Annotated in this window: 14 protein-coding genes, 1 tRNA gene and 1 rRNA gene; 10 read left to right on the top strand and 6 right to left on the bottom strand. The window is 40.4% G+C overall.

What is annotated here, in order from left to right; translation table 11 throughout:
- Positions 1-59: 59 nt before the first annotated feature.
- The 8 genes from M3226_RS21895 (at position 60) to M3226_RS21860 (ending at position 7,229) form a co-directional block, all read left to right on the top strand.
- Positions 60-833 (top strand): ABC transporter ATP-binding protein, encoded by a 774-nt coding sequence (locus M3226_RS21895; RefSeq protein ID WP_251570637.1) that lies wholly within the window; start codon positions 60-62, stop codon positions 831-833.
- Positions 811-1,518, top strand: coding sequence for an ABC transporter ATP-binding protein (locus M3226_RS21890; RefSeq protein WP_251570635.1), 708 nt, complete (start codon positions 811-813; stop codon positions 1,516-1,518). The genes M3226_RS21895 and M3226_RS21890 overlap by 23 nt, the downstream gene beginning before the upstream one ends.
- Before the next feature lie 16 nt (positions 1,519-1,534).
- Positions 1,535-2,404: a branched-chain amino acid ABC transporter permease gene (locus M3226_RS21885; protein WP_251570622.1), complete on the top strand. Its 870-nt coding sequence runs from the start codon at positions 1,535-1,537 to the stop codon at positions 2,402-2,404.
- Positions 2,401-3,399 carry a branched-chain amino acid ABC transporter permease gene (locus M3226_RS21880; protein ID WP_251570620.1) on the top strand — a complete coding sequence of 333 codons (999 nt, stop codon included), beginning with the start codon at positions 2,401-2,403 and terminating at the stop codon, positions 3,397-3,399. Before M3226_RS21885 ends, M3226_RS21880 begins: the two co-directional genes overlap by 4 nt.
- Positions 3,400-3,411: 12 nt before the next feature.
- Positions 3,412-3,591, top strand: a complete 180-nt coding sequence (locus tag M3226_RS21875; protein WP_251570617.1) for a hypothetical protein — start codon at positions 3,412-3,414, stop codon at positions 3,589-3,591.
- A gap of 17 nt (positions 3,592-3,608) precedes the next feature.
- Complete coding sequence (locus M3226_RS21870) at positions 3,609-4,619, top strand: 3-oxoacyl-ACP synthase (protein ID WP_251570616.1); 1,011 nt, start codon at positions 3,609-3,611, stop codon at positions 4,617-4,619.
- Complete coding sequence (gene phaZ, locus M3226_RS21865; protein ID WP_251570741.1) at positions 4,619-5,515, top strand: intracellular short-chain-length polyhydroxyalkanoate depolymerase; 897 nt, start codon at positions 4,619-4,621, stop codon at positions 5,513-5,515. The genes M3226_RS21870 and phaZ overlap by 1 nt, the downstream gene beginning before the upstream one ends.
- Before the next feature lie 205 nt (positions 5,516-5,720).
- Positions 5,721-7,229 carry an acyl-CoA synthetase gene (locus M3226_RS21860; RefSeq protein ID WP_251570614.1) on the top strand — a complete coding sequence of 503 codons (1,509 nt, stop codon included), beginning with the start codon at positions 5,721-5,723 and terminating at the stop codon, positions 7,227-7,229.
- 43 nt (positions 7,230-7,272) lie between these two features.
- Here M3226_RS21860 and M3226_RS21855 read toward each other — a convergent pair whose 3' ends face one another.
- Together M3226_RS21855 and M3226_RS21850 are read right to left on the bottom strand one after the other, a co-directional pair.
- Positions 7,273-8,157 carry a selenium metabolism-associated LysR family transcriptional regulator gene (locus tag M3226_RS21855; protein WP_251570612.1) on the bottom strand — a complete coding sequence of 295 codons (885 nt, stop codon included), beginning with the start codon at positions 8,155-8,157 and terminating at the stop codon, positions 7,273-7,275.
- A 156-nt stretch (positions 8,158-8,313) separates the two neighbouring features.
- Positions 8,314-8,889: an RBBP9/YdeN family alpha/beta hydrolase gene (locus M3226_RS21850; RefSeq protein ID WP_251570610.1), complete on the bottom strand. Its 576-nt coding sequence runs from the start codon at positions 8,887-8,889 to the stop codon at positions 8,314-8,316.
- Between the two features lie 189 nt (positions 8,890-9,078).
- On the opposite strand from M3226_RS21850, the gene M3226_RS21845 reads away from it, so the two are divergent.
- Positions 9,079-10,494, top strand: a complete 1,416-nt coding sequence (locus M3226_RS21845) for a DEAD/DEAH box helicase (RefSeq protein WP_251570608.1) — start codon at positions 9,079-9,081, stop codon at positions 10,492-10,494.
- A 220-nt stretch (positions 10,495-10,714) separates the two neighbouring features.
- Here the strand turns inward: M3226_RS21845 and M3226_RS21840 are convergent, their stop codons facing one another.
- From M3226_RS21840 to M3226_RS21825, 4 genes are all read right to left on the bottom strand, one after another.
- The gene (locus M3226_RS21840; protein ID WP_251570606.1) at positions 10,715-12,253 is read right to left on the bottom strand and encodes a solute symporter family protein; all 1,539 of its coding nucleotides are present in this window, start codon (positions 12,251-12,253) and stop codon (positions 10,715-10,717) included.
- The gene (locus M3226_RS21835; protein WP_251570604.1) at positions 12,250-12,579 is read right to left on the bottom strand and encodes a DUF485 domain-containing protein; all 330 of its coding nucleotides are present in this window, start codon (positions 12,577-12,579) and stop codon (positions 12,250-12,252) included. The genes M3226_RS21840 and M3226_RS21835 overlap by 4 nt, the downstream gene beginning before the upstream one ends.
- A gap of 258 nt (positions 12,580-12,837) precedes the next feature.
- Positions 12,838-12,910 (bottom strand) — tRNA-Ala (locus M3226_RS21830).
- Positions 12,911-12,992: 82 nt separating this feature from the next.
- The gene (locus tag M3226_RS21825) at positions 12,993-13,682 is read right to left on the bottom strand and encodes an MgtC/SapB family protein (protein ID WP_251570602.1); all 690 of its coding nucleotides are present in this window, start codon (positions 13,680-13,682) and stop codon (positions 12,993-12,995) included.
- Between the two features lie 395 nt (positions 13,683-14,077).
- On the opposite strand from M3226_RS21825, the gene M3226_RS21820 reads away from it, so the two are divergent.
- Positions 14,078-14,296, top strand: a 16S ribosomal RNA gene (locus M3226_RS21820); the annotation flags it as partial.

The raw sequence follows: 14,296 nt of genomic DNA, 5'->3' as shown, positions 1-14,296 counted from the left end.
AGTTATACCAGGTCACCCTCTTGCCTTTTTCTAACGCTAAAAAATCAGGTGGTGAAAGTATGTCAACTCTTATTGAAACGAGAGATTTATCCATTACCTTTGGCGGTCATACAGCAGTAGATTCTGTCAGCATTGCTGTCCCCGAAAAACATTTTATGTCGATCATTGGACCAAACGGGGCCGGAAAAACGACCTTTTTTAATCTTCTCAGCGGCCAACTACCTCCAACAAGTGGAAAAGTCTATTACCGGGGAAAAGATATTACCAAATTCTCCCCGACACTCCGGACGCGGACAGGGATTGGCCGCTCCTTTCAAATTACCAATGTCTTTCCGAATCTAACGGTACTAGAAAATGTCAGATTGGCCGTTCAATCACAAGCAGGAGTTCGTTACCAGATGCTGTTTCATCATAAAAAATACCGGGTGTTTGAAGAGAAGGCGTTGGAATGGCTAAAGCTGGTCCTCTTAGATGATAAAAAGAATTCGCTGGCCATCAATCTGGCCCATGGTGAGAAACGGAAGCTTGAAATTGCCATGCTGCTTGCACTTGAAACGGAGGTCCTCTTACTTGATGAACCCACAGCAGGCATGTCGTTAGAGGAAGTGCCTGCAATTTTAGAAGTAATCAAAAGAATAAAAAATGAAGGCAACCGGACCATACTCCTTATTGAACACAAAATGGATATGATCTTAGATTTATCGGATTCCGTTATGGTTTTATTTAACGGGGGGCTGCTTGCTGACGGCACCCCTGCAGAAATCATGAAAAATGAAACGGTTCAGTCTGCTTATTTAGGAGGTCATTTGGATGAACGACCTGTTGAAGCTTGATCAAGTAGAGACACATATCGGTCAATATCATATTCTCCAAGGGATATCTTTTGACGTAAAGAAGGGTGAAGTAACCGTGCTGTTAGGAAGAAATGGGGCTGGGAAGACAACCACTTTACGTACGATTATGGGGTTAAATTCTGCATCAAAAGGCAGCATTACCTTTAAGGGAGAACCAATTCAAGCCTTGCCAACCTATACAATTGCTAAAAAGGGGATCGGCTATGTCCCGGAAGATCAGGGAATCTTTGCGGGTTTAACCGTAGAAGAAAATATGAAAGTGGCGATTCAAAAAGAAAATGAGGAAACAGCGAAACGAATGGATTGGATTCTAGAATTGTTCCCGGACCTAAAGAAGTTTTGGAAAAAAACCGGCGGACATTTAAGCGGCGGGCAGAAACAAATGTTATCGATTGCTAGAGCCTATGTAAATGAGAATGAATTGTTGTTAATTGATGAGCCAAGCAAGGGATTGGCACCCATTGTTGTTGAGAAAGTAATGGAGTCAATTTTACAAATGAAGAATCAAACAACCATCGTCTTAGTGGAGCAGAATTTTATGATGGCGAGCACAATTGGTGACCGTTTTTACATTATTGATGATGGGCGGACAGTTAGGTCTGGCACCATGAAGCAATTAAAAGAAGATGAAGAAATGAAACGAAAATATCTAGGCATCGCTTAGAAAGGAGGACCGTCAAATGGAATTAATCATCAATTTAACCTTAAATGGCCTGGCAACGGGGATGCTGATTTTTTTACTTGCAGCAGGGCTCACGCTGATTTTCGGTTTGATGGATGTGCTGAATTTTGCCCATGGCGGGCTGTTTGCCTGGGGGGCGTATAGCGGACTATGGGTTTATCAGCAGACAGGGAGTTTTATCATCGGCATTGCCGGGGCCATCATTACGGGCTGTTTGCTCGGAATCATCATCGAGAAATGGATCATTAAACCCGTTTACGGAAATCATGTGCAGCAAATTTTAATTACACTTGGCCTTATGCTTGTTTTATCAGAACTGTTAAAGGTTATTTGGGGACCGAATCAATTGACGGCTTCGCCTCCAGATTATTTAAAGGGAAGCTGGGATCTTGGCGGGGTCATTGTTATTAAATATAGGATCTTTATTATTTTAGTCGGCTTTGTTATTTTTGCCGCTGTTCAATATATCCTTAAAAACACAAAGGTCGGCCTTGTTGTCCGGGCGGGTGTGATGAATAAAGAAATGGTTCAAGCACTCGGGATTAATATTCAAAAGGTCTTTATGTTTGTGTTTATGATTGGTGCAGGTATGGCGGCCCTTGGCGGTGTACTGCTCGGCCCCTATTCTGGGGTAATCCATGCCGGAATGGGAATGGAATTCGCCATCTTAGCGTTTATTGTCGTGGTGATTGGAGGCATGGGCAATTTTAAGGGCTCCGTTTTAGCGGCTATTTTAGTAGGATTATCCGGTTCATTCATGGCGTACTATGTCCCGGATTTATCACTGGCGGTCAATATGCTCCTAATGGCAGTCGTGTTAATTATTCGGCCCCAGGGCTTATTTGGTGAGGGAGGGGTCAGAAGATGAAATTAATCCAAGGAAATAGAATGACCGCTTTAATTTTAGTCATCGCCGCCTTCCTTATCCTTCTTCCATTTGTTTATGAGTCTAGAAACCTATTGATCTTATTAACCCAAATATTTGTCTTTGCTATTTTTGCGATGAGTTATGATTTGTTAATCGGTTTTACTGGCATTGTTTCGTTTGGTCATGCGATGTTTTTTGGGATTGGCGCCTATTCAATGGGGATTTTTATGAAAAAATTTGAACCGACGATGACTTACTTTTTCCTAGCGGTTTTGTCGACGATTGTTCTTACCGGATTGGTAAGCTTTATTGTCGGTCTGTTGACTCTCCGTCTAAAAAGTCATTTCTACGCCATGTTAACCTTATCACTTTCGGGGCTCTTTTTAGTGCTGGCGGAAAAATGGCGGTCCATGACATTTGGAAACGATGGATTCACCTTCCGCGTTCCTGAATTGTTTATCGACCGGACTCATTTTTATTGGCTCAGCCTTTGCCTCATGATGGCAATCTTTTTATTCTTAAAACGGTTTACCAATTCTCCGCTTGGCCGAGTACTCCAAGCCATCAGGGAAAACGAACAAAGGACCGAATCACTCGGGTTTCAAGTGTTGCATTATAAGATTGCCGCGAGTGTCGTTTCTGGGGTGATCGCTGGGATAGCGGGGATTTTATATGCCATTTCGCTAAGATATGTGAATACCAGTGTGTTTTCCATGGATATTACGTTAGATGCGTTGTTAATGACGATTATTGGCGGGGTTGGCACATTAGTCGGGGCCATCATTGGGGCGGGGTTAATTGAATTTGCCCATGACTGGCTGACGGAACTTGCCAAGGAGCATGTCATCTTTGAACGATGGATTATTTTCTTCGGCATTATTTATATTTTAGTCGTAATGTTCTTCCCAAAAGGAATTGTGGGGACGTTAAGCACTTATCCGTCGAAACGAAAAAAACAGACTGCTGTAAAAAGTAAAGAAAAAGTGGCAGGATAGAGGGAGGAACTAATGGAGAATAATCAGATTGCTTCCTTCGTCGTCCGATTTCAATTAGCAGGGGTTGAAAAAGACACTGCAAAAAAGCATTGGAGAATCAAAGTTACACATGTCCAACTGGAAAGGGAAACATTATTTGAAAGTATGGAGGAAGCGATGGAATATATGAAGGAAATGGCGGAACAAGCGTAAGCTTAGGAGGTGCGGCATTGAATATTGGGATTCTTAGTACAGGAATTTATCTGCCAGAGGATTATGTGACGGGGAAACAGATTGCCCAAATGGCAGGTATCCCTCTGCATGTTGTGGAAGAAAAAATGGGTATAAAGAAAAAGTATGTTCCGGGAGCAGGTGACCATACCTGTGAAATGGGGATTATTGCGGCCAAACGGGCAATAGCAAAAGCCGGGATTAATCCCATGGATATTGACCTTGTCATTTATATCGGCGAGGAGCATAAGGAATATCCGCTTTGGACAGCGGGAATCAAGCTTCAGCAAGAGGTTGGGGCACTAAATGCCTGGGCATTTGATGCGGCATTAAGGTGCGGTACGACCGTTATGGCTTTAAAATTGGCCAAAAGTCTGATGATTGCCGATCCTGGAATTCAGACTGTCTTGCTCGCAGGTGGTTATCGTAACGCCGATTTTATCGATTATCAGAATCCTAGGACCCGTTTTATGTATAATCTTGGTGCCGGTGGTGGAGCCATTCTTTTGAAAAAGAATCATAGTGAAAATGTTTTGTTAGAAACAGAGCTGATGACAGATGGTTCATTTTCCGAGGATGTTGTGGTTGTAGCAGGAGGAACAAAGAACCCGATTACGAAGGAAGCTATTGAACAGCGGCTTAATATGCTCGATGTTCTCGATCCAGAGGGAATGAAGTCTCGTCTCGAGCAAAAGTCAATGGCTAACTTTTTGAAGGTGATTAGGGAATCTGTACGGAAAAGCGGTTATCAGGTGAATGATATTGCTTATTTAGCGATTCTTCACATGAAAAAGTCAGCCCATGAATATGTTTTAAAAGAACTGGGGTTGTCCCCTGAACAATCTATTTATCTCGAAGATTATGGGCATATCGGCCAAATCGATCAGATTTTGTCATTGGAGCTTGCCCAGAAGGGCGGGAAAGTAAAGGATGGAGACCTCGTGGTGCTGGTCAGTGCCGGAATCGGTTATGCCTGGGGAGCGACGACCATTAAATGGGGAAAAGGATGATGAAAGTGGTAAACATAACAATAAAGGAAGTTCATTTGCCAAATGGCGAGACACTTGCCTATAGAGAAAGAGAGGGCGGGAAGCAAAAAGTTTTATTGATTCATGGAAATATGACCTCTTCGAAGCACTGGGATTTAGTTTATGAAAATATCGACGCCAAATATAAGCTGTATGCCGTTGATTTACGAGGCTTTGGCCAGTCAACTTATAACAATCTAATTACGTCGATTAAAGATTTTTCCGATGATGTGAAATTATTCGTTGATGCGATTGGCTTAAAGGACTTTGCCATTGTGGGCTGGTCAACTGGTGGGGCAGTGTCGATGCAATTTGTTGCTGATTACCCGGGCTATTGTAACAAGCTGATTTTATTAGCATCCGAATCAACGAGAGGCTATCCTTTTGAGGGTAAACAACATGAAAATGATGAACTGCATCGCTTCGCTTTACATGAAGAGATTAAAAAAGATGTAACCAAAACGATCCCAGTGCAGACGGCGTATGATACGAATAATACGGAATTATTGAAGTTAATTTGGAATGCGGTGATTTATACACATAACCAACCATCACCAGAACTCTATGAGGAATATCTGCAGGATATGAGAACGCAGCGCAATCTAGCAGAGGTCCATCATTCCAATAATACCTTTAATATCAGCCATCATCACAATGGGCTTGTTGAAGGAAATGGAAAAGTGGATGACATAAATGTTCCTGTCCTTGTATTGCGGGGAGAACGTGATTATGTGGTAACAGCGGAAATGACGAATGAAATTCTTGAAGATTTAGGAAGTAAAGCTAAGTTCATCGAATTAAAGAATTGCGGGCACTCTCCGCTGGTGGATGATTTGCCGCAGCTATTATCAGCCATTACGCGATTTTTGGATGTATAGTTGAGAAGAGGTTAGATCAAGTTACGGCCCTATTAGGGTCGTTTTTTTGTAATTTGTTAATATCCAACGAAAAATTGTTAATAAAACCGAGAATTTGTTAATATCCACTGATAATTTATTAAAAAAGCCATTCTGTAACTCCAATGTAACCAAAATCCGATAAAATAGAGCTATCTTATTTGGTTAGAGAAGGAGCGATTATTCGGTGAGCTGGGAAATGGATTGGCTGGAGCATAGAGCAAGATTAACGCCTAGAAAGAATGCCATTATCGATGAAGAAACTAACAAAACCTGGACATTTTCAGAATTAAATGAGCGAGCATGTGCAACCGCAAACTGGCTTTATGCACGCGGCACTAGAAAAGGTGATCGGGTCGCCTTATTATCGCCTAATCATATTAGCTATTTCGATTTATTATTTGCCTGCGGAAAAATAGGCGCCATTTTTGTACCTTTGAATTGGCGGTTATCACCGCATGAATTGAGGGTCATCTTAGCGGATTGTACGCCGATTTTAATAGGAATCCATCAAAAATTCGAAATGCTCACACCAAACTTAACAAGCGGAGGCTTGAGCTCCTTTTTAGTGGGAGAGGCGAGCTATGAAGGTATAGTCTCTTATCCCATTAATACGGTTACAAAAGAACAAATCGCGGAAACAGACCCATTGGCAATGATCTATACGGGCGGAACCACCGGCAAATCAAAAGGTGTGGTATTAAGTCATCGTGCCATTCTCTGTAATGCGATCAACACGATCGTCAGCTGGAGTTTATCGATGGACGATACAACAATTACCTACTTGCCAATGTTTCATACGGGAGGATTAAATGCCTTGAGCATTCCGATTTTGATGAGCGGCGGAACCGTCGTCATAGGGGACAGTTTTTCTGGAGCAAAGGCGGTCGAGTCTTTACAACGATATCGATGTACCATTGTTCTCCTCGTACCGACTATGTATCATACATTGATTCAAACGAAGGAGTTCGAATCAAGCTGCTTCCCGGATATGAAGGTCTTTTTATCGGGGGCAGCCCCCTGCCCGCTCCTAATTTATGAAGCTTTTTATAAAAAAGGGTTAGCCTTTAAAGAAGGATATGGTCTGACTGAAGCAGGGCCGAATAATTTTTATATAAGCCCTGAGGATGCAAAAATCAAACGCGGTTCTGTTGGGAAGCCAATGTTATTTAATTCGGTCAAATTGGTAAAAGCGGATGGTTATGAGACCAAGGCAAACGAAGTTGGTGAAATAGTAATCAAAGGCAAGCATTCTTTTTCGTTTTATTGGAACCAAGAACAAGCTACGCAGGAAACGGTTAAGGAGGGTTGGATTCATACCGGTGATTTAGCCAAGCGGGATGAAGATGGTTATTTTTATATTGTCGGACGGAAAAAGGATATGATCATAACCGGAGGAGAAAATGTGTATCCACTTGAAATAGAACACTGGCTTTCTGAACATCCTGCGATTAACGAAGCGGCTGTCATCGGACTCCCCGATGAAAAATGGGGCGAAATCGTAGTTGCCTTTCTTTCTCTAAAAAAACCCCACACTGTAGAAGACGAAGAATTAAGAGGTTATTGTGAGTCAAAGTTAGGCCGTTATAAAATTCCTAAACAATTTATTCGTTTAGAGGAACTGCCTAAAACACACGTCGGGAAAATGGATAAAAACAAATTAAAGGAGATTGCTTTAAACAAGGGGAGAACATAAATTTCTTCCCTTGTTATTTTGTGTTCAGGGGGGAGTCCAGAAATTATACTAATTCAGCTGCCCCTTCAATAAATAATTTTGAGACAATCGATTGGGTTTTATTAATATTATAAACGAGATAAAAATATCGTTCGTCATCAAAGTTCTGAATGTTATACATCCTCAGCATGTGATGGCGGGAATATACACGCGCAGCTACTTCTGAAATGATGGAGATACCGACATTTTCAATAACCATTTGTATTAAACTCTGTCCGTCTTCAATATAGGAAACAATATTTAATTGGTCCTTGCTAATTTTATTTTTTTTCAAAAATCTTTCTAATAAAGCGTTCGTTCCTGAATCAGAATTCCTCATGATAAAAGGGTATTGTAAAATTTCATTTATTTCTACTGGTTCGGTGATCCTAATTTCATTAGAGGTAACGAGGACTAGTTTTTCTTTTAATAATGGTATGTAGCGTAATTTATCATCCTCGAATTTCTGACCTAATAACCCTAAGTCAACTGAACCATTTAGGACTTTTTCGGCAACATGTTTTGATGAAGACTGGTTGATATGAAAGATGACTTCAGGGTATTGCACTCTAAATTGTTTGATCATTTTCGGAACCATAAACTGTCCGGGAACAGAACTTGTTGCAATTCGAATCATTCCTCGAAGTGATGTCATTCCCTCCTTTAAATCAAGTAAGGCCTGATCTTTAATAAGTAAAAGCTGGCGGGCCCAATGATACAACCGTTCCCCATGTGGAGTAAGGATACTTTCCCTGCCTACACGATCAAATAATTTCACACCCAGTGTTTTCTCGAGTCCTTGAATATGTGAACTGACCGTTGATTGGCTTAAGAAGATATCTTCCGCCGCTCTGGAAAAGCTTTTATGCTCAACAACTTTTGTAAATACATAGAGTTGGTGTAAATCCATTAAATCTTCTCCTTAAATTGATAAAATCGATGGTTGATGATAGGTGTTTTAGATAAATAGTAGCTTACCATAAATACACATCTATAAGTGAACCCGGACTTATTAAATTTATATGCGTACAAAAACGGAGTGATGGATGAACATCACTCCGTTAATTTAATTTAGTATTGGCATTTTATGTGTTATGGATAAATCCAGTATTGACGGCCACTTTCCATGACCTGATGCCGGATTAATATGACCAGCATTAGGTAAGACGATAGAAGGATGATCTAGATTTAAATAGTTTCTCGCATCCTCCATATTGCAATAAGGATCATTATTTGAGTGGATAAACAATATTTCCTCTGCTGTCCTTGATAAATGGCTGCTATTTAAAGGTACAGGAAAAAAAGATGCTGCTTCCTTAAGTGTGATCGTTGGAGATGGTGGCGCAACTAGGATTACACGCTTAGCTATCCTTTTGGTTGTGGCTGCTGCATAATGAAGCCATAGGAGACAGCCTAGACTATGTGTGATAACGGTAAGCTCTGAATTGGCTGGTATCACTTCCATTGCCTGATGTAATTCCGTTAACCATACCTTAAGATTTGGTGCATGAAAAGTTGAAAAGGTTGGATAACTCACTGGATAATTTTTTTCCGTTAAAGTGTCTGCCAGCCACGTCTGCCAATGGTCATGGCCGCTCCCGCCTAACCCATGAATAATAAGAAAATGTTGTTGACTCATCATACCCCTCCAATAAATTAAATATCCATTATTCCGATTGATTAAGTTGGTATTTTTAAAAATTATAATGTTTTTAGGCCAGAATTACAACAGAGGATGATTAATTAGTTTCAAAAAAGGATGTATATTTGCAATTACCATGATAAACAATCAATATTAGTGAATAGGTAAATTAGAAAGTAGGGGTATTTGTTGTCAGATTTCTTATCGCTAGGTATATCTAAAGAGTTAACGGAACAATTACGCGCTTACGGTGTCGCGGTTCCCACACCGATTCAAAAACAGGCCATTCCATTGATGATGAACGGGAAAGATGTAATCGCCCAGGCACAAACGGGAACAGGTAAAACCTTTGCCTTTATCTTGCCCATTCTTGAAAAAATAGACCGAAATGCTTCGCACATACAAGCACTTATAGTTGCACCAACAAGGGAATTGGCTTTACAGATCACAGAGGAAATTGAGAAATTAATAGAGAATATAAAAGGTTTAGCTGTATTAGCAGTCTATGGAGGCCAAGATGTTGATAAACAGTTAAAAAAATTAAAAAGAAATCCGCAAATTGTAGTGGGAACACCTGGACGTCTGTTAGATCATATTCGTAGAGAGACCGTACGCTTGGGTGAAACCAATTTCCTTGTATTAGATGAAGCAGACCAAATGCTCCACATTGGCTTTCTTCATGAGGTAGAGGAGATTATAAAGGAAACACCAATTACTAGACAAACTTTGCTGTTTTCAGCTACGATGCCGACAGAAGTAAGAAGGTTAGCAGAAAAGCATATGCAGAGACCTGAATATATTCAGATTGAAAAAAAGCAGGGTCCTGCTATAAGTGTAAAGCAAATGGCCGTTCATACTACCGACAGAGGAAAACAAGCATCACTCATTGATTTAATTGAAACTTATCGCCCCTTCTTAGCGGTTATTTTTTGCCGGACGAAACGCAGGGTCAGTAAATTGTACGATGCACTGAAGGCCCATGGCTTTTCATGTGATGAGTTACATGGAGACCTTTCTCAGTCTAAACGGGAACAGGTCATGAAACGCTTTAGAGAGGCAGAAATACAATTGTTGGTCGCAACGGATGTCGCGGCAAGAGGTCTGGATGTTGAGGGAATTACCCATGTCTTTAACTATGACATCCCGCAGGATGCTGAAAGCTATGTCCACCGGATCGGGCGGACAGGCAGAGCTGGTATGACCGGACTGGCAGTAACATTTTATACCTCGGCCGACCGGCCTGCACTTGATCAAATTGAAAAAGAACTATCTATAACCATTCCAAAACAAACTGATGGGAATGCCAAAAAGGAAAAAGAGAATTCTGAAGAGGGCATCGCGGCAAGGCGGCGTAATCCATCGACAGAAAAACGCGGTCAAGGAAGAGAAAGGCAGAATAGAGATTCCAAAAATCGTATTAGGGCTAAAAGCGGGAATGACAGAAGGTCGGAGGGATTAAGCAGGGGTCCTAAGAAGGAGACATCTCAGAAACCTAGTGGGGCAAGGGATAGTCAGGGGAAACGGGCTAACTACTCTACTTTCAGTAAATCCAATCGAGGAAGCGGTAAACCGACAGCAGCATCTAGAAGTAAAGGAAAGAGATAAAAAAAGAGAGGGGGCGGATCCATGATCAGCCCCTCTCCGTCTTGGTAAAGGAAATTATAGGTTTACTACTTGTGGATAATTTACAGGTTTAGAAGCGTCCAGCTCCAGCGCCTACCCCCTCGATGGTCTACAGCCAATCCGTCCAAAAGGTTAAAAAGCAACCTTTAGGCAGGCTCTTCTTATGCTTGTCGGGGCTGATCAAGGCGCTTGCGCTTGTGTTTTATCCTCGAATTCCAATTCCAGTATTGGATTTTACAAGCACTTCATCAAACTTTTTCACATCTGCTTTTTGTCTAGAAAAAATAGTTCCTAAATACCCGGCAATAAATCCAAGTGGAATCGAAACAATCCCCGGAGTAGTATATGGAAAAATAGGATTCCCAACAAAAATAGCTTTTCCGGCTTCAGGGCTGAAAACATTCGGGCTAATAAGAACTAATCCTATTGCTGAAATAAGGCCAATGACCATTGCCCAAACTGCACCGGTCGTATTAAAACGTTTCCAATAAATGGTGTAAATAATGACCGGTAAGTTTGCACTTGCTGCCACAGCAAATGCAAGCGAGACTAGGAAGGCTACATTTAGTGTTTGAGCACCTAAAGCTAAAATAATGGAAATGACAGAAACGCCGATTGCAGCCCAGCGAGCCATACTGACTTGCTGTTTTTCAGATGCTTTTCCTTTTCTTAAAATTTCATTATAGAAATCATGGGCAAAAGCAGAAGCTGCAGTTAAAACTAATCCTGCCACGACAGCAAGAATGGTTGCAAAGGCAACAGCTGAGATAAAAGCAAACAACATATTTCCGCCAATAGCTTTGGCTAAAAGAGGTGCGGCCATATTGCCGGCAGGGTTAGCAGCTATAATTTCGGAATTACCAACAAACGCTGCTGCACCGAAGCCCAGGAAAATGGTCATGACATAAAAGATTCCTATGATCCAAGTTGCATACACTACAGACGAACGGGCTGTTTTTGCATCTTTTACAGTAAAGAACCGGACGAGAATATGCGGCAGCCCGGCTGTACCGAGTACTAACCCCATGTTTAAGGAGATGGTATCAAGACCGATTTTGTACTTAACCCCAGGATTTAAGAAAGATTCTTTTAAAGGTGTAGCTGTTTTCATTTGTTCAAACATATCAGTAATGCTCCAATTAAACTTCGCTAACACAATAATCGAGATTAAGAATGTACCGCCCATTAATAGAATGGCTTTAATAATCTGGACCCAGCTTGTTGCATGCATTCCGCCAAAAATAACATAGACGGTCATTAAAACTCCAACAATTAAAACCGAGGTTGTGTAGTTTAAACCTAATAATAATTTTATAAGTGCACCAGCCCCGACAAGTTGGGCAATCATATAAAAAATAGAAATGGCGACTGTATTCATAGCTGCAAAACCGCGTACTTTTTTTGCATCAAAGCGGGCTGCAATCATATCTGCAAAAGTATATTTCCCTAGGTTCCTTAATGGTTCTGCTACCAAATAAAGAACGACTAAATAGGCAACTAGAAAACCAATACTATAAAAAAATCCGTCAAACCCTGTTAAGGCTACCGCACCGGCAATTCCAAGGAATGATGCTGCTGACATATAATCCCCAGCTATGGCCATTCCATTTTGCCAGCCTGTTAGTCCCCCTCCTGCTGTGTAAAATTCGCTTGCATTCTTTGTTTTTTTAGAAGCGTAGTAGGTAATGATTAATGTAATGAAAACAATGCCAAGAAACATGATAAATGCAGGAGTATTCATTCGTTCTTTCCTCCTTTTTGCATCACTTCATTTGCTAATGCATCAAATTTAGCTGCTTTTTTTGAATAAAGCATACATAGTCCCCATGTCATAACGAATTGCAGGAATGCAAAAACCCAAGCCCAGGTTATACTGCCGATAAATTTATGATTTAGGATGGTTGAATAGGAAGTGAGAATAGGCAGTGCAAAATAAAAGCAAAAGAAGAAGATCGTGATTGGAATAATAAACTTTTTCTTTTCGGAGAGTAGTTTTTGAAATGCAGCTGAATGAACAATATCTGTGTAATCGCTTTCAGGATTGATTTTTGTTTTCCGTGCCTCCAATGGGAAGCCCCCCTCTCATTTACTTATAAGCATGACTTAGGGTGCAAATGGTATAACAAAAAACGAAGCCAGAGTCGAAAGTACCCCCCCTTCTTCAAAAATAGATTTTTCTAAAAATTACAACTACATTTTTAATTATAGTAACAATAAAAATAAATTAGCAAGCGAAAATAAAAAAAATAGTATTTTTTTACTATTTTTGGAAGTGTAGTATCTAAAAATAAAAAAACTCTCTGCTTTTGCAAAGAGTTACTAATATGGAGACTATCGGGATCGAACCGACGACCTCTTGCATGCCATGCAAGCGCTCTCCCAGCTGAGCTAAGCCCCCGTTTATGTGGTACAAAAAGTATTATATCTATACTATAAAAATCTTGCAAGTGGAAATTTAAAGAATATGATATTTTTTTATTTTAACTATCAATTTCCACCTTTTTCACTCCGTTTAATTCAGAAACCGCAGCATAAACCTCTGTTGTTTTTTCTCGATAATCGACGGCAACTAGGATTTGGACTAGATGGTCTCCATTATCCAAATCTTTAATTCTCAGCCGGCGGATAATATATTTCTTACCTATTAGAAAAGATATAGCTGGCTCAATTTGTTTCTGGTCTCTGATAAATAATTGAAGATTAATTTCTTTTTCTCGTAATTGCTTTGGACCAAACAGTTTCATTAAAAATGGGACTAATTCAACACTTATAATCAAAAGAGCTACACCAGCAAACGCCTCAATGTAAAATCCGGCTCCTACTGCAATACCAATACCTGCAGCCCCCCAAATCATCGCTGCTGTTGTTAAACCAGAAATACTATCGTTTCCTCTTCTTAATATAACTCCGGCACCTAAAAAACCAATCCCCGAAACAATCTGTGCTGCCAATCGTAACGGATCCATCGTGATTTTCACATTATCTGAGTTTGGAAACATATACGCTGACTGTATTGACACAATGGTAAGCAAACAACTTACCACTGAAATAACGAGACTTGTTTTAAGACCTACTGGTTTTCTTTTAAGTTCTCGTTCAAGACCAATAATAAGTCCAAACACTGCCGAAATTCCTAGCTTAATCAATATATCCGTATCTGCCGTATTCATAAAAATTCACTTCCAATACTCAAGTTGTATTTTAATATTAAACTATATAAGGGTGGAAAGGGAAGAACTGAAAGTCCCGAACATAAGACCATCTTGCTTATTCAATATTATTGATTCGATTTTATAAAATTTTAAAATTATATTGCAAACATTTATATATCATGGTATATTAATTCTCGTCCTCAGCGAGACGGTCAAATAACGAAAAAGAAATTTTAAAAGTTGTTGACATTGAGTTGAGAAATATGTTACATTAGTGAAGTCGCTTTTGAGCGATACAAAAATGAGTAAGCTAATTGTTCTTTGAAAACTAAACAAACAAAAACGTCAACAAACAATAATAATTAGTTTCTACTATGAAACTAAGCCAACGTAACAAATTGAGCTAATCAACTTTCATGGAGAGTTTGATCCTGGCTCAGGACGAACGCTGGCGGCGTGCCTAATACATGCAAGTCGAGCGAATCAACAGGAGCTTGCTCCTGTTGGTTAGCGGCGGACGGGTGAGTAACACGTGGGCAACCTGCCTGTAAGACTGGGATAACACCGGGAAACCGGTGCTAATACCGGATAATCCTTTTCCTCTCATGAGGAAAAGCTGAAAGTCGGTTTCG

The sequence above is a fragment of the Neobacillus cucumis genome, from assembly GCF_023715505.1.
Note: the sequence above shows the minus strand (reverse complement) of the source record. Positions and strands in the feature narration are given on the sequence as shown.